The 18,357-nt window shown below is 43.1% G+C and carries 18 protein-coding genes and 1 other RNA gene; 13 read left to right on the forward strand and 6 right to left on the reverse strand.

What is annotated here, in order from left to right; all coding sequences use genetic code 11:
• The first annotated feature begins 129 nt into the window (after positions 1-129).
• Both msrA and msrB read left to right on the forward strand, forming a co-directional pair.
• Positions 130-765, forward strand: coding sequence for a peptide-methionine (S)-S-oxide reductase MsrA (msrA, locus tag IDJ75_RS03215; RefSeq protein WP_191174162.1), 636 nt, complete (start codon positions 130-132; stop codon positions 763-765).
• 3 nt (positions 766-768) lie between these two features.
• On the forward strand, positions 769-1,278 hold the full coding sequence (gene msrB, locus IDJ75_RS03220; RefSeq protein ID WP_191174163.1) for a peptide-methionine (R)-S-oxide reductase MsrB: 510 nt from the start codon (positions 769-771) through the stop codon (positions 1,276-1,278).
• 211 nt (positions 1,279-1,489) lie between these two features.
• On the opposite strand, the gene IDJ75_RS03225 is transcribed toward msrB, so the two are convergent.
• Positions 1,490-2,374, reverse strand: coding sequence for an NAD(P)H-binding protein (locus IDJ75_RS03225; RefSeq protein ID WP_191174164.1), 885 nt, complete (start codon positions 2,372-2,374; stop codon positions 1,490-1,492).
• Positions 2,375-2,456: 82 nt separating this feature from the next.
• Between IDJ75_RS03225 and IDJ75_RS03230 the strand changes: the two genes are divergently transcribed.
• The 9 genes from IDJ75_RS03230 to IDJ75_RS03270 all read left to right on the forward strand — a co-directional run bounded on the left by IDJ75_RS03230 (position 2,457) and on the right by IDJ75_RS03270 (position 10,922).
• Positions 2,457-2,810 carry a winged helix-turn-helix transcriptional regulator gene (locus IDJ75_RS03230; RefSeq protein WP_191174165.1) on the forward strand — a complete coding sequence of 118 codons (354 nt, stop codon included), beginning with the start codon at positions 2,457-2,459 and terminating at the stop codon, positions 2,808-2,810.
• Between the two features lie 217 nt (positions 2,811-3,027).
• Positions 3,028-3,603 (forward strand): fasciclin domain-containing protein, encoded by a 576-nt coding sequence (locus IDJ75_RS03235; RefSeq protein ID WP_191174166.1) that lies wholly within the window; start codon positions 3,028-3,030, stop codon positions 3,601-3,603.
• A 203-nt stretch (positions 3,604-3,806) separates the two neighbouring features.
• Positions 3,807-4,177, forward strand: a transfer-messenger RNA (tmRNA) gene (gene ssrA, locus IDJ75_RS03240).
• A gap of 60 nt (positions 4,178-4,237) precedes the next feature.
• Complete coding sequence (locus IDJ75_RS03245; protein ID WP_224746463.1) at positions 4,238-5,950, forward strand: RluA family pseudouridine synthase; 1,713 nt, start codon at positions 4,238-4,240, stop codon at positions 5,948-5,950.
• 65 nt (positions 5,951-6,015) lie between these two features.
• Positions 6,016-6,594: a Crp/Fnr family transcriptional regulator gene (locus IDJ75_RS03250; RefSeq protein WP_191174167.1), complete on the forward strand. Its 579-nt coding sequence runs from the start codon at positions 6,016-6,018 to the stop codon at positions 6,592-6,594.
• 150 nt (positions 6,595-6,744) lie between these two features.
• Positions 6,745-7,644: an SDR family oxidoreductase gene (locus IDJ75_RS03255; RefSeq protein ID WP_191174168.1), complete on the forward strand. Its 900-nt coding sequence runs from the start codon at positions 6,745-6,747 to the stop codon at positions 7,642-7,644.
• A 133-nt stretch (positions 7,645-7,777) separates the two neighbouring features.
• A complete protein-coding gene (locus tag IDJ75_RS03260) occupies positions 7,778-9,574 on the forward strand; it encodes an ATP-binding protein (RefSeq protein WP_191174169.1) in 1,797 nt (598 codons plus the stop codon).
• A 10-nt stretch (positions 9,575-9,584) separates the two neighbouring features.
• On the forward strand, positions 9,585-10,400 hold the full coding sequence (locus IDJ75_RS21365) for a DUF6597 domain-containing transcriptional factor (protein WP_191174170.1): 816 nt from the start codon (positions 9,585-9,587) through the stop codon (positions 10,398-10,400).
• Between the two features lie 75 nt (positions 10,401-10,475).
• Positions 10,476-10,922 (forward strand): DUF6265 family protein, encoded by a 447-nt coding sequence (locus IDJ75_RS03270; protein ID WP_191174171.1) that lies wholly within the window; start codon positions 10,476-10,478, stop codon positions 10,920-10,922.
• A 6-nt stretch (positions 10,923-10,928) separates the two neighbouring features.
• On the opposite strand, the gene IDJ75_RS03275 is transcribed toward IDJ75_RS03270, so the two are convergent.
• The 3 genes from IDJ75_RS03275 to IDJ75_RS03285 form a co-directional block, all read right to left on the reverse strand.
• Entirely contained in the window at positions 10,929-11,621 is a 693-nt protein-coding gene (locus IDJ75_RS03275) for a DUF4386 domain-containing protein (RefSeq protein WP_191174172.1), read from the reverse strand.
• 172 nt (positions 11,622-11,793) lie between these two features.
• Entirely contained in the window at positions 11,794-12,990 is a 1,197-nt protein-coding gene (locus IDJ75_RS03280; RefSeq protein WP_191174173.1) for a pyridoxal phosphate-dependent aminotransferase, read from the reverse strand.
• A 131-nt stretch (positions 12,991-13,121) separates the two neighbouring features.
• Positions 13,122-13,523, reverse strand: coding sequence for a DUF1573 domain-containing protein (locus tag IDJ75_RS03285; RefSeq protein ID WP_191174174.1), 402 nt, complete (start codon positions 13,521-13,523; stop codon positions 13,122-13,124).
• Between the two features lie 137 nt (positions 13,524-13,660).
• Between IDJ75_RS03285 and IDJ75_RS03290 the strand changes: the two genes are divergently transcribed.
• A complete protein-coding gene (locus IDJ75_RS03290; protein ID WP_191174175.1) occupies positions 13,661-16,093 on the forward strand; it encodes an alpha-ketoacid dehydrogenase subunit alpha/beta in 2,433 nt (810 codons plus the stop codon).
• A 111-nt stretch (positions 16,094-16,204) separates the two neighbouring features.
• Here the strand turns inward: IDJ75_RS03290 and IDJ75_RS03295 are convergent, their stop codons facing one another.
• The gene (locus IDJ75_RS03295) at positions 16,205-16,414 is read right to left on the reverse strand and encodes a hypothetical protein (protein WP_191174176.1); all 210 of its coding nucleotides are present in this window, start codon (positions 16,412-16,414) and stop codon (positions 16,205-16,207) included.
• A 267-nt stretch (positions 16,415-16,681) separates the two neighbouring features.
• Between IDJ75_RS03295 and IDJ75_RS03300 the strand changes: the two genes are divergently transcribed.
• Positions 16,682-17,065, forward strand: coding sequence for a putative quinol monooxygenase (locus tag IDJ75_RS03300; protein ID WP_191174177.1), 384 nt, complete (start codon positions 16,682-16,684; stop codon positions 17,063-17,065).
• Positions 17,066-17,069: 4 nt separating this feature from the next.
• Here IDJ75_RS03300 and IDJ75_RS03305 read toward each other — a convergent pair whose 3' ends face one another.
• Positions 17,070-18,284, reverse strand: a complete 1,215-nt coding sequence (locus IDJ75_RS03305; protein ID WP_191174178.1) for a dicarboxylate/amino acid:cation symporter — start codon at positions 18,282-18,284, stop codon at positions 17,070-17,072.
• Between the last annotated feature and the right edge of the window lie 73 nt (positions 18,285-18,357).

Here is an 18,357-nt window from a genome sequence, read left to right on the forward strand (position 1 = left end):
TATATGTTACCTGTACGGTTGGTAATTGTTTTGTCAACCTCATATCACATTTTGTTACATAAAATACACGCGCCTGTTTTTTACGTTTGTATACTTGCAGGCATTAACAGGCCGGCACCTAAAATTTATATGAAAAAAATAACGTTTCAAATAGTACTATTACTTACTACCTGCTTTACGGCTTTTGCGGGTACAGCCAACATTGCTGTTAGTGATACCAAAGCCAAATTAGATACCGCAACCTTTGCCACAGGCTGCTTTTGGTGTACCGAAGCAAAGTTTCAACAACTTAAAGGCGTTAAAAAAGTAGTTTCGGGTTTTAGCGGGGGCACAGTTGCCAACCCAACCTACAAAGAGGTTTGCACCGGCACCACCGGCCACGCCGAAGCCTGTAACATTATTTACGACCCCGCGCAGATCACTTACGACGAACTGCTGCAAGCTTTTTTTGTAGCGCATGATCCTACCCAGCTAAACCGCCAGGGCAATGATGTGGGCACGCAATACCGGTCGGCCATATTTTACCATAATGCCGCCCAAAAGCAAAAGGCTGATTATTATATAAGCAGGCTTAATACCGAGAAAGCTTACAAAAGCAAAATTGTTACCCAGGTAGCGCCTTACAAAGCCTTTTACAAGGCGGAGGATTACCACCAGGATTATTTTAACCAGAACAAAGGCAGCAACCCGTATTGTAAATATGTGATACAGCCCGAACTGGATAAGTTTAGAAAAGTATTTAAAAACAAACTAAAAGATCAATAACCAATGAGAGCAATATATATTACAGCCCTGCTGCTGCTGTGTTTTACCTGTACCTTTGCACAAAACCCCAAAAGCGACAAAGGGCACCAGAACAATCCATACTACTCTAACACCGATACGCGCCCCATTAAGGTAAGCAATGCCGAATGGAAAAAGATACTGTCGCCGGCTTTGTACGCTACTGCACGTAAGCAAGCCACCGAGCGCCCTTTTACCGGCCAGTTTTGGAACAAAAGTGCTAAGGGTACTTACTATTGCGCTGTTTGCGGTAACAAGTTGTTCCGGTCTGACGCTAAGTTTGCGAGTGATTGCGGCTGGCCAAGTTTTTATGAGCCTGTCAGGAAGAACAGTGTGATCTATAAGGTAGATAATTCCATCGGCATGCAGCGCACCGAAGTGATCTGTGCCCGTTGCGAATCGCACCTGGGGCATATATTTGATGACGGCCCCGCGCCAACCTATAAAAGGTTTTGCATGAATTCGGTTTCGTTAGATTTTCAGCCGGATAAGTAATAGTTAACGCCAAAACCCCTGTTCCATTTTGTTCCGTTCGGGAAAAAACGCAACAGGGGCAAATTTATAATTATTAGTACATGGGCTGTCTGATTAAAGCTGCTATTTGGCTTTTTCACAACTTTATCAGGCTGTAAGGGGCGAATCAAGGCCGAAAAAAGGCGAAAAAAAATCCTGTTTTTTTCGCCTTTTTCTTAAAGCGCTAAAAGGGTTACCCGTTAAACTTTCTGCCAAACTCAACCGCAAAGTCTTCCAGTTTTGTTTTGCCAAATTGGGCGGGTTTATGCTGGTCGTAATCTTCCCATAAAATGGCGCTTTTAACAGCCGTACCCATTTCTACATAGTTACGGGCAATCTCGGCGGGCAGCCCTGCCTGCTCAATACCTTGTAAAGCCTGTTCATCGGTAAAATCAACCCATTTCAGGTCGGGTTTACCAATGGCCACACCTAATACCGATGCGATCTCGTTGGTTGTACGGTCGTCAGAACTGATATAACGGACGCTGGTACCGGTAAAGTTGCTTTGTAATTCCTCTGCGGCAACTTCGGCAATATCATTTGGGTGTACCAATACCACGCGCGAATTATCGCCGTAATTGGCACCTAAAAAGCCCAGATGTTTTATCATGTCGATATTTCCTAATAAGTTGGTATAAAAAAATGCGGGGCGCAGGTGCTTTATAGCTACACCATCTAATTGCCTGTAAGTTTGCTCTACATCATGTATACCCGAAATTGGGCCGGTGCCGCCATCAATATGTGCGCCTATGCTGCTTAAATTAACCACTTTGGCTACACCAGCCGCCTTTATAGCTTCGGCATAGTTTTCACCCACGCCGCCTATGTATTGCCTGTAATTAGCCGCGCTAAAGTTATTGGGCACCATGGTGTAAATGGCATCGGCACCTTTAAATGCTCCGGTCAGGAAAGCTACATCATCAACCGAGCCAATGGCCGGGATAGCACCTAATGCTTTTATGGCTTCGGCCTTATCAGGGCTACTGCTTATTATGGTTACCTGGTGGCCCGCTTTTACTAATTGTGTTGCTAATGGTTTGCTTATGTTCCCTAAAGAACCTGTTACTGTAATTTTCATGATAATTTATTTTTGATTTGTTGATGTCAAAGGTATATTTGTACTTACTTTTATACAAGTACCTACCCCAAAGTAAGTAGCAATGACACAGGTTAAAGAAAACTCTACCCAGAATGCAAATAAGATAGCGAACATAGGTGCGTGCCCGGTAAGCTATGTAATGAGCAAAATTGGCGGCCATTGGAAACCCATCATTCTGTACCAATTAATGAGCGGCCCCAAACGTTACAGCGAATTAAAACGCGAGATCCCGGCTGTTACCGAAAAGATGCTGATACAGCATTTGAAGCAACTACAGGCCGATAACCTGGTAGTACGCACAGCCGAACAAGCTATGCCGCCCATAGTAAGTTATAAACTTAGCGATGTAGGGGAGAGCCTAACCCCCGTGTTAACAGCAATTGCTAAATGGGGCTTTGCGCAAACCGGCAGGTAATAAAAAAAATACTTTTAATTAAGCCCTTACAAGTGTTTAGTTATTAACTATTTGCAGGGCTACACCAGATGTTTGTGATGGTTGATTTTATTGACTGTTAAACAATTTTCTTTCTTTTAGCGTTATAATTGGCAGTTATTGCTTAAAACAGATACGCTATAAGGAAAAACATCTACGCATTTAACCAAATAATAAATTGAATTACAACATGAACAACATGAAAAAATCCCTTTTAATGGTTGGCGCAATGGTGCTTTTAAATTTTACAGCCAGCCGCGTATTTGCACAAGTACAAGACACTACTAAGAAAACAACCACTACAACTACTGCACCGGCAGCTACAGATGGCGCCAGTGATGTAGTAAGGGCTTTAGGGAGCAACCCCGATTATTCTACCGCGCTTAGTGCTGTGAAAACAGCCGGGCTTGATTCCAGCCTAAAAACAGGTGGCCCATATACTATTTTTGCACCTAATAATGCTGCATTTAGTAGCCTGCCGCCGGCTAAATTAGATAGCCTGATGAAAGACCCTGCAAAACTTGCAACAGTTTTAAAAGGGCACGTAGTTACTGGTAAATATGCCAAAGCCGATATTATTAAAGCATTAAATGCAGGTAAAGGCAAGGCAACGCTCACTACGCTTGATGGGCAAACACTTACGCTGTCTGTTACGGCTGATAAAAAGCTACAGTTAGCCGATGCAAAAGGCGATACCGCACAGGTTATTTTGTATGATCTGATTGGTGCCAACGGTATAGTGAATGGCCTTAACGGCGTTTTAGCACCTAAGTAATATTTAGATAAACCGATGTACTCAAAAGCCCGGCCAAGCCGGGCTTTTGTTGTTTAAGATTGCTGATAATGAAATACAATAGCCCCGTTATCAGCCTTTTAACAAAAGGCTTACATATTGGCCAACACAGGCCGTATAAAGTTTGTATATTTGTATCAGTATTTAACTCAGGACTCAATGCTCCCGACTTTAGACTTTAAAATGGGGTCGACCGGAATTGACAGGATGGAGATAAATAGGTAAGCATGCAGCGCGTTGGGTGAATTAGCGCTAAAATCTGAACGCTCAAACTTACAAATGGCGAAAATAACTACGCCTTAGCTGCCTAATTTAGAATTAGCATAGCTTTTGTCCCGCCGGTTTTCTGTTCTGTTGGATCGGCAATCGGGGCATCGAAAAACGGAAATAGTTTGCTTTAAGGTGTGGGAAGCGAGCGAAACAAAGCACCTAAGGATTAAGGTACAGGTAAGCGGTTAACCTTCCATAGTCCCTACAATTAAATAACAGCTAAGCATGTAGAAAGCTTATCTTATACCATGTTTGGACGAGGGTTCGAATCCCTCCGGCTCCACAAACAAAGGCCTAATCAATTAGAAAATAAATTGGTTAGGCCTTATTTTTTTAATGCGGATAATTGGATAATACGAAAACAAAACACCTGGTGCATAACGCCCCCAATAATATTACCTACTTTTCTGATAGCTCCATAAAAGGGATTGAGTTACCTGCGTGCTTTACCTTTCCTTTTTATTATGAGCCGCATCCGCTTACAAAAATAGCAGCTGCCGAACTTCAACACTACCTGGAAACTCAAACAGACCTGCAGCATAATTTTGGCCTTGCCGAAGACCAGCAAGGCCCGGCTATCGGGAAAATGTTTGGTGTTCTGGTGGTTAAGGATAAGCAAGGAAAATTAGGCTATTTATCAGCATTTTCAGGGAAACTGGCCGGCTCAAACGATCATCCTAAATTTGTCCCTCCTGTGTTTGATATGCTGATCGAAAATAGCTTTTTTTTAAAAGGGCAGGAGATCATCAATAGCATTAACCTGCAGATCAAAAAGATAGAATCGGGTGATGATTACAAAAAATTGATACAGGAGTTTGAGCGCTCAAATGCCTTATCCATTCGGGAAATCGCTGACTTTAAGAAACAATTAAAGAGCAATAAAGCCGAACGTAAAAAATTAAGGGAAGAGCAAAAGGGTGGGTTAAGTGAAGATGGTTACCATGATATTGAGGCAGATCTGATTAAACAAAGTTTACGCGATAAGCATTTACTTAACGTATTATTGAATAAATGGGGCGAAGTTTTAAAAGAAATAAATACCGGTATAGAACAATTCGACGCTGAATTAGAAGCGTTGAAAAATGAACGCAGGGAAAGATCTGCCGCACTACAAAAGCAACTGTTTGAACAATATGAATTTTTGAATAAAAACGGTGTCAGAAAAAGTTTACAGTCTATATTTAGCGACACCGTATTTGGTAAGCCGCCCTCTGCCGCCGGGGAGTGCGCAACACCCAAATTGTTACAGTATGCTTTTTTAAACGGGTACAAACCGTTGGCAATGGCCGAATTTTGGTGGGGGGCATCCCCAAAATCTGAGATCAGGAAACACAAGCAATATTACCCGGCCTGCACCGGTAAGTGTAAACCCATCCTTAAACATATGCTGGAAGGGATCGCATTAGATGAAAATCCGCTTTTGAAAAACCCGGGAGAAAGCCGCAAGATCACCATTGTATATGAAGATGACGCATTTGTAATAATTAATAAACCCGTGGAGTTGCGTTCTGTTCCCGGTGTTAATATCAATGATTCTGTTTATACAAGGCTTAAATTACTATGGGCAGGTATTGAACCCCTCATTGTTCACCGGCTGGATATGGCAACTTCGGGCTTATTGGTTGTAGCCAAAACAAAGGATGCACACAAGATTATTCAAAGGCAGTTTCTTAAACGTACGGTAAAAAAACGCTACACGGCTTTGCTATCTAAAGCGATAACAGCATCAGAAGGCGACATAGTTCTTCCGCTGCGTGGCGATTTATTGAACAGGCCAAGGCAACTGGTATGTTTTGAATCCGGGAAAAAAAGTGTAACCAGGTGGAAGGTTATTACAACCAATGCAACAACTACAAAAGTGCATTTTTGGCCGTTAACCGGGCGTACCCATCAGTTACGCGTTCACTCGGCCCATCAGCAGGGGCTTAACGCGCCTATTGTTGGCGATGACCTGTATGGCACAAATGCCGAAAGGTTATATCTTCATGCTGCTTACCTGGAGTTTGTGCATCCTGTAACTAAAGAAAAAATAAGCTTTGAGGTTGCAGAAGATTTTTAAAACTGCAGGGTTCAAAAATTGCAATTTTATTCTTCTGTCATATTTTATTTATTTTTGATGTGACGATGGTTGCTGAATTTGAAAGGTATATAAAAGAGAACTTGAAGCTATCCGGCGGGGATCTGAAACTGATGCTTTCGGTAGCTGTTGAAAGAATAGTACGCAGAAAACAATTGCTGTTAGAGGAAGGAGAGGTATGCCGCCACAAGATTTTTATTTGCAAAGGCCTGTTGCGTACCTACCGTACCCGCGAGGATGGTAGCGAACATGTGATGATGTTCTCGCCCGAAACATGGTGGGCAACCGACCCCGAGAGCCTGAATAACCAAACCCCATCCCTGTATTATATTGATGCGCTGGAAGACAGCGAAGTGCTTTTATGGACAAAAAAGGATTTCGACATGCTGTGTGCCCAGATCCCCGCCTTGAAAGCCTATTCAGAAAAGCTGATCTCGATAAACCTTAACTTAGGCCGCCAGCGTATTTTCAGCGCCTTAAGTGCAACAGCCGAAGAAAAATACGATGAGTTTGTGGCGTCCTATCCAAATATATTTGCCCGCATACCGTTGCACATGGTAGCTTCTTATCTTGGGGTTTCGCTAAAAACCCTTAGCCGCATCAGGCAAGCCCAGTTAAAACGATAAAAATAAAAATAGCGTCAAATGTCCGCATTTTACAGTGCGGCGTTGAGCAATTTTGTATTGTTAAAAACACCCGGCCATTACATTTAGATTGATGGCCGGATGTTAGAACGATTTTTATCTATCAAATTGTTAACTAAAAAAAATTAAAACATGCGTGTATTTGTAACAGGCGCTACGGGCTTTGTAGGCTCGGCCGTTGTTCAGGAATTGATGGCTGCAGGCCACCAGGTGCTTGGCCTTGTACGGTCAGATGCATCGGCTAAATTATTGAGTGCCACCGGCGCAGAAGTGCACAGGGGAGATATAGAAGATCTGGATAGCCTGCGCAGCGGCGTGGCCGTGGCCGATGCCGTTATCCACACCGCTTTTAACCATGATTTTTCGAAATATCAGGCCAATTGTGAAACAGACAGGCGGGTTATTACCGCCATGGCCGACGTACTCATTGGTTCGGATCGCCCTTTGATCATTACCTCGGGCACAGGGTTGCTTGCAGGCAACGGGCTGGTTGCTACCGAAGAGCTAATGCCGCCAGCCGCATCTGCCGCTATGCCCCGCGTAGCATCAGAAGAAGCGGCCACTGCTGCTATGGAACGCGGCGTACGCGCTTTGGTGCTGAGGTTGCCACCATCTGTACATGGCGATGGCGACCATGGTTTTATCCCTGCCCTGATAGGTATAGCGCGCCAAAAAGGTGTTGCTGCATACGTAGGCGAGGGGCTAAACCGCTGGCCTGCAGTACACAGGTTGGATGCTGCCCGCCTTTACAGGCTGGCTTTAGAGCAAGGTACAGGAATTGGCCGCTATCATGCCGTTGACGATCAGGGAATTGCTATGCGGGATATTGCTGCAATAATTGGCAAACACCTGAATATACCGGTGGTATCTAAATCGCCACAGGAAGCAGCCAAACATTTTGGCTGGATAGCACACTTTGCCGGGTTTGATAACCCTTCATCAAGCGCATTAACCCGCCAATGGCTGGGATGGCAGCCAACCCAGCCCGGGCTGATAGCTGATCTTGACCGGTCACAGTATTTCGAAATTTAACTAATATGGTGGGCAGTAGCTATAACGCTGCTGCCCTCTATTCGTTACACTATATATCCCTATATATTTCACAAAAAACCTTCTCATTTTCAGTTCTTTTTTTCCGATATTGCATCACCCTTACATTTAACTGATGCCGCCCACAATTCCCTTCTTAAATTTCTCTTTAAGTAAAGTCCTGACAGGCGAGCAGGATAACTTTGCTAAGGCCAAAATAAAGATCGCGTACGTGATGCTGATGTTTGCTCTAGTCAAAATCGTGATCACCATACCTATTGCAATTATGCATCATCAGCATATTCAGGCAATACGATCGGGAGGCATATTCCTGATCTTTTTTACGTGTTTAAAATATCTTTTATATAAGCCACAACATATGCGGGCAATAGCACATGTGGTATTAATTACAGGCCTGTTAATAATATGGTCAAACCTGGTGTTTGTTGTTCAGCAACTTAATATTGTAACCGTGCAGGTTGTGGTAACTACTGTTTTATGTAGTTTTTATCTTATTGGTAACCGTACCGCTGTAGTATATGCTACGCTTTGTATATTGCCTGTATTTCTTTTCATGATCATCACCCGGCATTCAAACGCCGTGGTTATTATTCCACCGCAGCAGGTAGTATCGCCGGTGTATGAAATTATTGTGTTCCTTAACTTTGTATCAATAGCCGTTATAAATTACTTGTTTTATAAAGCCTATGAGAATAGCGTTATAGAAAAAGACGAGTTGAACGCGCAACTGGCGGTAAAAGTAGCCGAGGTTAAAGCCCTGGCCGATTCAAAATCGATGTTCCTGTCCAGCATGTCGCACGAGCTGCGTACTCCCTTAAACGCGGTTATAGGTATTACCGATCTTTTAAAAGGAAGCGCATCTGCAGAACAGCACGAGAACCTGGAGATATTGGAGTTTTCTACTATCAGCCTGCTATCCATGGTGAATGATATACTGGATTACCATAAAAGCGAGAACGACAAAATTGAGCTGGAGGCGATCCCTGTAAACCTGCCCGAACTGTTGAGTAAGATATTTTCGACCCTGAGGTTAAAGGCAAACGAAAAAAACCTGCGGCTAGTTGTTAATACTGATGAAAGATTGAACACAATATGTGTTGTTTCTGACCCTACGCGCCTTACCCAAATTATTTATAACCTGGTTGGTAATGCCATTAAATTCACCAAAAAGGGAAGGGTGGAACTAAATGTTAAATTGACAGAAACTACAACTGAACACATACAGGTGCAGTTTGTTGTAAAAGATACCGGTATTGGTATCCCGCAATCAAAATTCGAAAGTATTTTTGAGCCATTTTCGCAGGCATCAACAGATACCACAAGGCATTTTGGGGGAACCGGACTTGGCCTGGCTATAGTTAAAAAGTTGTTACTGCTTTTTAATAGCTCTATAAATGTTAAAAGTGAAGTTGGTAAAGGGTGTGAGTTTTCATTCAGCATAAATTTTTCCGTAACTGAAGCTATTGTTAGTAAGCCAAAAATACCGGGTACTGCATTAAAAATGGCCCATTTAAACGTATTGATAGCTGAAGATAATAGTATTAATGCCATGCTGCTTGAAAAAATGCTGATTAACTGGGGCATAAAAACATATTGGGCTGCTAACGGGCAGGAGGTAGTTAAGAAGCTTAAAACCGAAACGATAGACCTGATACTGATGGACCTGCAAATGCCGTTGATGGATGGTTACGAAACCGCTTTAACTATTCGGTCGCTTGATGACCCTATCAAATCCAATATTCCCATTATAGCCTTAACAGCCTCCATATCCGGCGATATATACCCGCAGGTAATAGCTGCCGGTATGCAGGATTACCTCTCAAAACCGTACGAAGCGGTAGCCTTATATGAGAAGTTAGAAAGATTAGCTGCATCAAATAAAACTAACCTAAAACCGGTGATTAGCATATAAACAGAAGGTAGTGGATTATAATACAATAGATCCGGCGGCTGATCTTAGCCTTTTTGTTAGATGCTACTGGACACTGGATGCCCCTAAAGAAACTAAACCCGGTAAACAGCGCATTATACCCGATGGCTGTATGGAGATGATATTTCATTACGGCGATCTGTACAAACAATATATGGAAGACGGGGGTAGTATTTTACAACCCCGAAGTTTTGTATTTGGACAATTGACCCGGCCATTAGAGATTGAGCCGACAGGAGAAACAGGGATATTTGCTGTTCGTTTTAACCCGGATGGGTTCATGCCGTTTGCTGCAGGCCCCCTTAGTATCATGGAAAACAAGGCTGTTCCCCTGACGCAATTGTTTGGAATGGATGGGTTGCAGTTAGAAAATGATATGTTATCCGCCAAAACAACGGATGATCGTGTCAGAATAATCGAATCATTTTTGAACGGCAGGGTAGGTTCAGCCGGGTCTATCGACAGGATCATTCAATCCACTATTACAGCAATGGTTACTTTAAACGGGCAATTATCTGTAAGCGATATCTCAAAAGAACTGAATGTTAACCGCCGTTTGTTGGAGCGCAGGTTTGCTGCTGTAATTGGGTTAAGTCCAAAGCAGCTATCAAAAATAATACGGCTACACGCAGCTATAAAAATGCTGATGAATGAACAACCGGGCAGCCTTACCAATATAGCCCATGAAGGGAGTTATTATGATCAGGCCCATTTTATAAAAGATTTTAAAGAATTTACCGGGGTAAGCCCTAAAAAGTTTTATTCGGGCCGGCTTAAAATGTCGGCATTGTTTCAAGGCAGGGAGTAAGTGCTTGTCGTGTTTTTACAATTTTAGGATGAATAATAAGTCGATAATTGCATTTAACTAAATGATTTTAACATTATGAAAATAATACCTGGCTTACTGATATGCATCATGTTTTGTAACACATTGCCAAATAAAACTATTAAAGACCTGCATTTTTTAAACGGTACCTGGAAGGTAGAGAATAAGCAAAGCTATGAAACCTGGAAGATGAATAACGACAGCTCACTCGAAGGTAACTCGTATAAGATAAAAGACGGTAATAAGCGTATTGATGAATACCTGGCTATAAAAGCGGTTGCCGGTAAACTTATTTATACGGCAAGGGTGTTAAACCAAAACAATGGCCAGCCTGTTGATTTTACAATGAACGTTTCGGTTACAGACAAGTTTTCGTTCGAAAATATGGAGCACGATTTCCCGAAGAAAATACAATACACAAAACTGAACGATACCACCCTTTTTATAGCTGTACTGGGCGAAAACGACAAGGGGTTTTCATACAGGATGATAAAACAAAAGTAAGGCAGATCATTGTGCCGGTTTGTTCTTGATGCCCATTATCAGCAACCATAAACAGGTGCCTATTTCGCCAATGCTGGCCGGTAATGTGATGTATGATGATATTGCTGTGTCTGAGTATCCGTGGAAAAGGAACCCGCCTGTAAAGTTGATAAGGTAGCCAAAGCACCCGGCCATTAAAAATACACCCAGTATTTTTGGTAAAAAGCCCGATTTATACACTAACCATCCAAAAGGAAATAGCCATAAGCCCCAAAATATCTGCGCCAGCTGGTTGCCGTTACTATAATAACGCAGGTGCAGCATTACCTGCGATTGCAGTTCGGCAGTGGTGAAAACCTTAAGGTAAGCAGCTTTGCCAATAAGCGACAGCACCGCAAATTTATTCAGCAGGTTTACAAAAGATATTGGCACACTCACCACGGCCAGCACAACCATCAGCACAGCGTAGGTTTTGTTAACAGCTTTAAATAAATCATACAATACAAAAGGTAACAGCAAAAAGGCGGTGTAGCAGATCAATCCGCTTAAAATACCTAAACGGAACAGAGTTTCGGATGCTATGATGTTGTTGAAAGTAGCCTGCGCGTTATCCCACACAATAAGTTTACCCGGTACGTATCCCAGGTTAATAGTGCCGGTAATTACTACAATTAAATAAAGCAAACCCGCTATCCTCGCGGTTTTTTTATTGGCGCCCATATAAATGCTAATTCAAGGTAAGGTGTTAATATTACTTGTATTAGATGGTTATATACACAGGTTGTTACAAAAGGGCATTGAAGGGGTAGACAAGAACAAGCAGCAGCAGCAAAAAATAAAAAGCCCCTGATGAAACTCAGAGGCTTTAATATTAAAGTATTCTCCGTATAAATTAAGCCCTGCCCGGGTAAGCTTTTAAACCTTCGGCCAGGCATTCCATGGCTTTGTTCAGGTCGTCGTTATTTAAAACGTAGGCCATGCGCACCTCGTTCGTTCCGGCACCTTCGGTGCTGTAAAAACCGGTTGCCGGGGCCATCATTACAGTTTGGTTGTTGTAGCTAAAGCTTTCCAGCATCCACTGGCAAAACTTATCAGCGTTATCTATGGGGAATTTAGCTACCACGTAAAATGCGCCACCCGGGTTAGGGCAGTAAACCCCTTCAATTTTGTTAAGGGCGGTTACCAGCGTGTCTCGGCGTTTAGTATATTCTTTATTTACAGCGGTAAAATATTCATCGGGGGTATCAACAGCTGCTTCGCCGGCAATCTGCTCAACCATACCCGGCGATAAACGTGCCTGGGCAAATTTTAAACCTGCGGCTATTACTGCTTTGTTTTTAGTGATCAGGCAACCTAAGCGGGCTCCGCATGCGCTGTAACGCTTGCTTACGGTATCCATCACAATAACATTATCATCTAATCCACTTAAGTGCATAGGCGATATAAATTCGCGGCCATCGTAGCAAAATTCGCGGTAAGCCTCGTCGCTAAACAGGTACAGGTCGTATTTTATGGCCAGTTCTTTAAGCGCGTTCAACTCATCCTGCGAGTATAAATAGCCCGTAGGATTATTAGGGTTGCAAATGATAATAGCCTTTGTTTTTGGCGTGATCAGTTTTTCAAACTCGCTGATAGGAGGCAGGGCAAAACCATTGTCGATGTATGATAGGATGGGTTTCACCACAATATCGCTCTGGTTAGCAAAGCCGTTGTAATTGGCATAAAAAGGCTCGGGGATAATTACCTCGTCGCCCGGGTCAAGGCAGGTCATCATACCAATAGTGATGGCTTCAGATCCGCCGGTGGTAACAATTATATTTTCGGGCGTAATGTTGTAACCCAGCTTGTTATAGTATTCAGTAAGTTTTTTACGATAGCTCAAAGTACCTTCGGATGGGGTGTACGCCCATACTTTAAAGTCGATATTTTTAATGGCATTCAGCATGCCCTCCGGCGTTTCAATATCCGGCTGGCCGATGTTAAGATGGTAAACCTTTTTGCCTTCCAGTTTAGCTTTATCGGCAAAGGGTGTTAATTTACGAATAGGCGATGCGGGCATGCGCTGCCCTTTTTCAGATATTTTTGGCATGGCGCAAAATTAGTAAAAAGATGTAATACACCTTTTGTAAAAATCTATGCATACATAACATTAATTATGAGGCACAAAAAAAGGCACCGATACTATCGGTGCCTTTTAAATTTCTTTCCTTAACAAATTGCTTATTTGCTGCTTACAGCAGGTTTTGCAACCACTTCGCCCACAATATTTAAATATTTCGTAGGTGTTTTAGCGTTTGATGTTACTACAATAGTTTTGTTAAATGCAGAAACTACAGCAGCGTTGTAAGTGATCTTGATTGTGCCTTTTGCGCCTTTTACTACGGGTGTTTTAGTGTAATCGGCAATGGTACAACCGCAGGTTGGTTTTACTTCGGTTAAAATAAGTGGCTCAGTACCAACGTTAGTAAATTCAAATACGGTGGTAACCGGGGTTCCTTGTGGTATTTTACCAAAATCGTGTTTTTCCTCGTTAAATTTAAACTCGGCTTTAGCGTCGGTTTGTGCAGATGCATTAAAGGCAAAACCTAAAACAACTGCGCATATTAATAATATTTTTTTCATGGTTACGTGTTTGATTCTTACAAATATAAAAGGTTTAACCTAAATACAAAACTATTGCAAAAACTATATGTTTTACACTAACCAATACAAATAACAGAATAGAATTTCCTAATTTTACCGCCTAAACAAAATTTTATATGCCCGAAACTGTAATACACACAGGCAATACCACAAATGCTGCCGAACTCAGTTTTGACGATTTTAAACAAATTGTGATCAGAGATTACCGTGTTGGCTTCGAGAGCCGCCAGGCCAGTATTATTGGCAGGCGCGAAGTACTGACCGGAAAGGCCAAGTTTGGAATTTTTGGCGACGGTAAAGAAGTTGCCCAACTGGCTATGGCTAAAGCTTTTAAAAAAGGTGATTGGCGCGCAGGCTATTACCGCGACCAAACTTTTATGTTTGCCACCGGCATGAGCAACCTTAAGGAGTTTTTTGCACAGCTTTATGCCAACCCCGATATTGAGAAGGATCCTGCATCGGCAGGGCGCCAAATGAATTGCCATTACGCAACACGTTATGTTGATGCCGATGGTAACTGGACAAACCAGGCCGAAACAATGAACTGCGCAGCAGATATATCAACCACCGGCGGGCACATGCCGCGCCTGCTTGGTTTGGCATACGCATCAAAACTTTACCGCCAGAACAAAGAACTGGAATACCTGAAGAATTTTTCTGTTAATGGTAACGAGGTTGCCTTTGGCACCATTGGTAACGGCTCAACATCCGAAGGGTTGTTTTTTGAGGCTTTTAACGCCGCTGGTGTTTTACAGGTGCCTATGGCTATATCTATATGGGATGATGCCTACGCAATATCTGTACCGGCAAGGCTGCAAACTACAAAAGAGAATATATCTGAAATACTGAAAGGTTTTCAGCGTGATGATAAAGGTAACGGATATGAGATATTTAAAGTACGTGGGTGGGACTATGTTGCCCTTTGCGAAACTTACGAGCGCGCTATAAAGATGTGCCGCGAAGAGCATGTACCGGTAATGATACATGTAATAGAAATGACCCAGCCACAGGGCCACTCTACTTCGGGTAGCCACGAGCGTTATAAATCAAAAGAAAGATTAGGCTGGGAAGAAGAGCATGATTGCCTTGTGCAGATGCGTAAATGGATGATAGAATCGGCTGTTATAACTGCCGAGGAAATGGATGCTTTAGAAACTGAAGCCAAAAAGCACGTACGCAACTGCCAGCGCGAAGCGTGGAGTGAACTGGAGGACGAAATAAAAGCGGAAATGGCCCAGGCTGTTGAGCTAATAGACCGTATTGCCCAGCAATCTGCCCTGCGCGAAGATCTGCTTGGCTTAATGTCGTCATTGCAAACCTGTGTTGACCCGGGCCGCCGCGATACCATTGCCTGCGTACGCAAGGTATTACGTTTAACTGTTAAAGAAAACAGCGATGCCCGCCAAAATTTGGTGAACTGGCTTACTGCCGAAACCGAAAAGAACGCGGAGCGTTTTAATTCTAAATTGTTTACTGATACGCCAAAATCGCCATTATATGTGCCGGTTGTTGCTCCGCTATATGCCGACGATGCAAAACTGATGGATGGCCGCGAAGTATTGAACGCTTGTTTCGACGCTAATTTTGACCGCGATAAAGCTATCGTAGCTTTTGGTGAAGATGTGGGTGCCATAGGCGATGTGAACCAGGGTTTTGCCGGTTTGCAAAGTAAATACAGCGATCTGCGTATCACCGATACAGGCATCCGCGAAGCAACAATTATTGGACAGGGAATGGGCCTGGCCATGCGTGGTTTAAGGCCGATAGCCGAGATCCAGTATCTCGATTACCTGCTGTACTCTATTACCGTTTTAAGTGATGATCTGGCCAGCTTAAGCTATCGTACCCGTGGCGGGCAGCGCGCGCCGCTTATTGTGCGCACCCGTGGCCACAGGTTAGAAGGTATCTGGCACTCGGGATCGCCGCTTGGCTTGATATTGAATGCCATGCGTGGTATGCATATCTGCGTTCCGCGTGATATGACCCAGGCTGCAGGTATGTACAATACCCTGTTGCGTGGCGATGAGCCTGCACTGGTTATTGAATGCCTTAACGGTTACCGTTTAAAAGAAAAACTACCAGCCAACGTAGGCGAGTTTACCGTGCCGTTAGGCAAGGCCGAAATATTGAAACAGGGTACGGATGTTACCGTGGTTACCTACGGTTCAACCCTGCGTATTGTAATGGAAGCTGCCGAAGAACTGGAGAAAATGGGTATCAATATCGAAGTGATAGACCCCCAAACGCTTTATCCTTTTGATACTGATAACGTTTGTGGTAAATCATTACAAAAAACCAATAAGCTGCTTGTTATTGATGAAGACCTGCCGGGCGGTGGTTCTGCCTTTATCCTGCAAAAGATCATCGAACAGCAAAACGGTTATTACTCGCTTGATGCACAGCCGAAAACCCTTTGCGGAGCCGAACACAGGCCGCCGTACGGCTCGGATGGCGACTACTTCAGCAAACCATCGCATGATGATGTTATTGAAGCGGTTTACAAAATGATGAACGAGGCTAACCCGGCGAAATACCCGGCGATATATTAGTATATGTGCTGATGGTTAGTATCAAACATTAACCAATCAACAGAAGGAAAAGCAAAAGGCCAGTTTTATTATAAAACTGGCCTTTTGCTTTTAATTGAAACTGTTTAGATGTTAGCAGGCGCAGGCTGGCAAAAAATTACAGCTCACCCCGGTATTGACACAGCCGCTATAACCGCATGGCGCGCAATAAGCTGTTGGGTCTACATCTGAACAGGTTAAATAATAGCCGCCAGCCTCAGAGCTATAACATCTCCATTGATAGCTTTTGCCAACAACGCCACCGGTTACATTTTTAATTTCTTTTCTTGATAATTTTTTCATTGTGTTAGGTATTAGATATTTAGTTTTTAATTAATACTTAAATGTAAATAATATTATTAATAAAACATATACGTTGTTGCGCAAACATTCCACTTATGGTGCTATGGGAGAATATTGCGTCTTAGAGTGGGGGGATATAATTAATCCTGCCCCTATGAATACAGCCTGTGGTCGGTCTTATCACCGCACCACAGACTGTATATTTTTAAGGCCCGATATTAACGTGCCTTTTTTGTATAGCTGCGTTAGTATTTATTATATTTACTTATGAGAAAACTACTTTTAAGTGTTACTGTATTGGTAGTAATGTTATTTGTTGTCGAAAACGCTTCTGCACAACAAAAAATACAGATGGTAAGGCTTGCAAAAATCCAGGTAGACCCTACGCAATTAGCGCAGTATAATGCAGCTCTAAAGCTTCAAATGACGACAGCTGTTGCCGTTGAACCAGGTGTGCTCACTTATTACGCCGTAGCCGATAAAAACGATGCATCACGCATCACTATACTTGAAATTTATGCTGATGTAGAGGCATACAAGGCTCATATAGAAACGCCGCATTTTAAAAAGTACAAAGCTGTTGTACAAAACATGGTTAAATCGCTTGAGCTGGTTGACGTCGATCTTATTGGTAAGGCGGTAAAACCTTAGGCTATTAAGCTGCCTGTCTCTCTCCGGCAAACCTATTAATCAGCATCGCGGCCGCTGTATCGCCTGTGGCGTTTAAAAGCGTGGCTACAGGGTCAATTAATGTGCCTATGATGATGGCGGGTGGCAGTGCCTCTGGTGGGAAACCGTAAGCCGATATAAACAGCAATTCGCCGATATAGCCGCCGTTGGGGATGCCGCCTTCAACAATACTTACCAATACTGTCATACCCAGCGCCAGGATGATCACTTCGGCGCTGTCAAAGCTTCTGCCAAACATGGCAAATACTACCGACATTTTCAGGATAGAAGAAATACTTGAACCATCCTTATGCAAAGTGCCCATTAGCGGGATAGTTATCCCGGCAATAGCATCGGTAACACCCATTTTTTTGGCTGCATCTAAATTGGCAGGTATAGTGGCAATACTGCTGCAGGTGCCTACCGCAGTAGCCGATGGGATAATGTTGTTTTCCCAGTAACGTTTAATGCCCTTTATACCACCTGCAATAAACGCGTAAAGACTGTAAAATACGGCATAGTAAAACAAGCTTACGCCGTAGCCAATACCCAGCACATGAGCATAAGTGCCAAATAATGAAGGGCCAAACACAGCTACCTGGTAAGCAAAGTATGCACCTAAACCAATTGGCCCGGCCTTCATGATGATGCCGAATACGTGCTTAAACACCTCGTTACCCGCATTTAAAAACTGCACAAATGCTTTTCCCTTTTCGGCTGCGCTGCGTGCGCCAAAACCAACCAGTATAGCAAAGATGATCATAGCCAGCATATTCTTCCGCGATAGCAGGTTGAAAAACTCGCTGGTAGTAAACAATTGGGTTATCTGGTCGCCGGATAGGTTTTTGCCTGTTTCTGCAGGTGTTGTACCAACTGTCGCAAATGACGTTTGCCCTATCGGAAAAAGCCATAAAGCAACAATAGTAAGCAGCGCAGCCATGATCAGCGTGCCCAAAAATACTGCCGACATTACACTCATAATACGCCCCAGCTTTTGCGAGCCATGTAAATTGGCAATGGCCGAAGAAATGGCAAAAAACACTAAAGGTATCACGGCAACAAACAACAGGTTCAGGAATATATCGCCAATTGGTTTTAGTATTTCGGCCTTTGTACCCAGTATAATACCGGCCACACTGCCTGCAATAATACCGGCTATCAGCCATATCATCCCACTATAATTTTTTATCCAGTTACTCATTTATTCCCTGCTGTTTTGATGTTAACTAATCGATCAGAAAGGTAAATAATATCCCTCTTAAAATATTTATTCA

This window comes from Mucilaginibacter rigui (assembly GCF_014773275.1).
In the GTDB taxonomy this organism is placed as follows: domain Bacteria; phylum Bacteroidota; class Bacteroidia; order Sphingobacteriales; family Sphingobacteriaceae; genus Mucilaginibacter; species Mucilaginibacter rigui_A.

Excerpts from the sequence above, each read along its gene's own strand:
- msrB (WP_191174163.1), top strand. The coding sequence starts at position 769 with ATGAGAGCAATATATATTACAGCCCTGCTGCTGCTGTGTTTTACCTGT.
- IDJ75_RS03295 (WP_191174176.1), bottom strand. The coding sequence starts at position 16,414 with ATGAAAAAATTATCAAGAAAAGAAATTAAAAATGTAACCGGTGGCGTT.
- IDJ75_RS03305 (WP_191174178.1), bottom strand. The coding sequence starts at position 18,284 with ATGAGTAACTGGATAAAAAATTATAGTGGGATGATATGGCTGATAGCC.
- IDJ75_RS03300 (WP_191174177.1), top strand. The coding sequence starts at position 16,682 with ATGAGAAAACTACTTTTAAGTGTTACTGTATTGGTAGTAATGTTATTT.
- IDJ75_RS03235 (WP_191174166.1), top strand. The coding sequence starts at position 3,028 with ATGAAAAAATCCCTTTTAATGGTTGGCGCAATGGTGCTTTTAAATTTT.
- IDJ75_RS03290 (WP_191174175.1), top strand. The coding sequence starts at position 13,661 with ATGCCCGAAACTGTAATACACACAGGCAATACCACAAATGCTGCCGAA.
- IDJ75_RS03260 (WP_191174169.1), top strand. The coding sequence starts at position 7,778 with ATGCCGCCCACAATTCCCTTCTTAAATTTCTCTTTAAGTAAAGTCCTG.
- IDJ75_RS03280 (WP_191174173.1), bottom strand. The coding sequence starts at position 12,990 with ATGCCAAAAATATCTGAAAAAGGGCAGCGCATGCCCGCATCGCCTATT.
- IDJ75_RS03250 (WP_191174167.1), top strand. The coding sequence starts at position 6,016 with ATGGTTGCTGAATTTGAAAGGTATATAAAAGAGAACTTGAAGCTATCC.
- IDJ75_RS03225 (WP_191174164.1), bottom strand. The coding sequence starts at position 2,374 with ATGAAAATTACAGTAACAGGTTCTTTAGGGAACATAAGCAAACCATTA.
- IDJ75_RS03255 (WP_191174168.1), top strand. The coding sequence starts at position 6,745 with ATGCGTGTATTTGTAACAGGCGCTACGGGCTTTGTAGGCTCGGCCGTT.
- IDJ75_RS03275 (WP_191174172.1), bottom strand. The coding sequence starts at position 11,621 with ATGGGCGCCAATAAAAAAACCGCGAGGATAGCGGGTTTGCTTTATTTA.
- IDJ75_RS03285 (WP_191174174.1), bottom strand. The coding sequence starts at position 13,523 with ATGAAAAAAATATTATTAATATGCGCAGTTGTTTTAGGTTTTGCCTTT.
- IDJ75_RS03270 (WP_191174171.1), top strand. The coding sequence starts at position 10,476 with ATGAAAATAATACCTGGCTTACTGATATGCATCATGTTTTGTAACACA.
- IDJ75_RS03230 (WP_191174165.1), top strand. The coding sequence starts at position 2,457 with ATGACACAGGTTAAAGAAAACTCTACCCAGAATGCAAATAAGATAGCG.
- msrA (WP_191174162.1), top strand. The coding sequence starts at position 130 with ATGAAAAAAATAACGTTTCAAATAGTACTATTACTTACTACCTGCTTT.